This is a genomic window from Morganella sp. HMSC11D09, assembly GCF_001807955.1.
Taxonomy (GTDB): domain Bacteria; phylum Pseudomonadota; class Gammaproteobacteria; order Enterobacterales; family Enterobacteriaceae; genus Morganella; species Morganella morganii.
Genome location: NZ_KV791696.1, coordinates 384,611 through 386,800, shown reverse-complemented (window position 1 = coordinate 386,800; position 2,190 = coordinate 384,611). Strand labels below are relative to the sequence as shown.

General features: G+C 44.5%; 2 protein-coding genes and 1 pseudogene. 1 reads left to right on the top strand and 2 read right to left on the bottom strand.

Features of this window, described 5'->3' with window-relative positions; genetic code table 11:
• Both HMPREF3119_RS13450 and HMPREF3119_RS13445 read right to left on the bottom strand, forming a co-directional pair.
• Positions 1 to 360: pseudogene (locus HMPREF3119_RS13450) on the bottom strand (integrase); the annotation flags it as partial.
• A 64-nt stretch (positions 361 to 424) separates the two neighbouring features.
• Positions 425 to 805, bottom strand: coding sequence for a winged helix-turn-helix transcriptional regulator (locus HMPREF3119_RS13445; RefSeq protein ID WP_004239793.1), 381 nt, complete (start codon positions 803 to 805; stop codon positions 425 to 427).
• A gap of 89 nt (positions 806 to 894) precedes the next feature.
• Here HMPREF3119_RS13445 and HMPREF3119_RS13440 point away from each other — a divergent pair, with 89 nt between their 5' ends.
• Positions 895 to 1,743, top strand: a complete 849-nt coding sequence (locus HMPREF3119_RS13440) for an SDR family oxidoreductase (protein WP_032098665.1) — start codon at positions 895 to 897, stop codon at positions 1,741 to 1,743.
• Positions 1,744 to 2,190 lie beyond the last annotated feature (447 nt).

Below are 2,190 nucleotides of genomic sequence, written 5' to 3'. Positions count from 1 at the left end.
GTATAAACGCTCCGATAATGACCGCATTTCATGAAATGTTGCCGGTGTTCCTTCTCCCCAGTCGATATCGGTTTTATCCCTGGCTTTTTTAAAGTTGGTGGTCAGGGTATTTGCGGTTACCTTGCCGCCGGGCTGTGACTGTGATGTATTTCTTGTGTAGTGGACTAAATATTTGCTGACATACAGATCACGGCATCCGGCAATCACATCCCGCAGACTGATATTGAGTGCCTGACACCGGAGGGAGAGGGGAATAGCAAGCCGCGTTCCGGTAACAACAGCCAGCAATACGGTATTCCCGGGATATTTATGGTCCTTACAAGGGATATCGTAAATTTTCTGCCACTGAAAAGCGGACAGAAATTTAACGGGACAAAGCGTCCGGAATAATGCCTGACGACCCGGGAACCAATAGTGTAAAGCACTATGCTGTTTTATCTTCCTTTTGCGCCAGTATTTTCGAAAGATTTATCTCTATCCAGTCTGCCAGTATGGTGACTTTTTCACTTATCTGTTCACCAAGATCGGTCAGTGTATACTCGACGTGCGGCGGTAATACCGGATATGACACGCGATTAATGAAGCCATCCTGTTCCAGCGCCTGTAATGACTGAGCTAACATTTTCTCACTTATTCCGCCGATTTTGCGTCGTAAATCGCTGAAACGGTGTGTCCCGTCACGAAGGGAAATTAAAATCAGTATCCCCCAGCGGCTTGTTACATGTTTAAGAATTTCCCGGGAAGGGCATTGCGCGGCAAATAAATTACCGTCGCGTAACTGTTGGGATAATGTTGAAGCTGCCACGTTGCACTTACCTTTTTGTATGTACTTACTTTAAGTAAGTCTAGGTGTTATGTTAACGAAACACAAGTGATACATTAAGGAGCTATCTTATGATTGCAATTACCGGTGCGACAGGCCTCCTGGGTCAGCATGTTATTGAAAATCTGCTGCAAACAGTCCCGGCAGGCCAGATTGTGGCGATTGTCCGTAATCCGGCAAAAGGTGCATCCCTGAGCCGGAAAGGAATTTCTGTACGTCAGGCTGATTACAATGATGAAGCATCATTAATCAGGGCATTACAGGGGGTTGAGAAATTGCTTTTGATTTCTTCCAGTGAAATCGGACAGCGTGTCACGCAACATCGTAATGTGATTAATGCGGCAAAATCAGCTAATGTGAAATTCATTGCTTACACCAGTTTGTTACATGCCGACACCTCTCCGCTGGGTTTACATACTGAGCATGTGGAAACAGAAAAAATGCTGGCTGATTCCGGTATCCGGTATGCCCTTCTGCGCAATGGCTGGTATACGGAAAACTATCTGGCCAGTGTACCTGCTGCACTTGAGCATGGTGTCTTTATTGGTGCGGCCGGAGAAGGCAAAATCGCTTTCGCTGCCAGAGCTGATTATGCGGCGGCTGCCGCCTGTGTTATCAGTGAAGACGGGCATGCGGGTAAGGTGTATGAGCTTGCCGGAGATGAGGCCCGGACATTAAGCCACCTGGCGAAAGAACTGACTGAACAGAGCGGAAAGAATGTTGTGTATCAGAATTTAAGTCAGGCTGATTTTGTTGCCGCACTGAAAAATGCGGGCTTGCCTGATGAGTTGTCTGAAATGCTTGCTGACTCTGATGTTGGTGCGTCCGTAGGAGGATTATTCGATGATAGTCATACTCTGAGTAAACTGATTGGACGACCAACAACAACACTTGCTGAGAGCATCAAAGATATTCTGTAATCTCTCTTTCGGTACAGAACACAGTATTTTCTGGTGGTAAATACCTTCGGGAAAAAGAAACTACGGGGATGATATGCGGAGGGGAAAGTATATCAAACTGGCACCTGCCAGGTCGGATAAACAGACACGATAACCGATGGATATTATTAAAGCAGATACAACTGAAAAAAAACAGCCCGGCTATTGCCGGGCAAATTGATTAACGGAAGGGATACTTGCGACTTCTGCAACCGAATATACCTGCCAAAAGTTAAACGTAATATAAACAAGTATAAATACTTGGCATTAGGTTTATAATTAAGGCTAATGGGGTTAATTGGTCTTTTTGCTTGTCGTTAAATAATAATTTAAGATTTTTTTCCGTCAATGCCTTTTGTTTTTAGATAATTATTCTGAGTTGTATATTTTTTGTTGATAGCTTGGTTTGTCAGTCAGCATATTATGCTT

Coding starts and splice junctions, on each gene's coding strand:
- HMPREF3119_RS13440 (WP_032098665.1), top strand. CDS start 895: ATGATTGCAATTACCGGTGCGACAGGCCTCCTGGGTCAGCATGTTATT.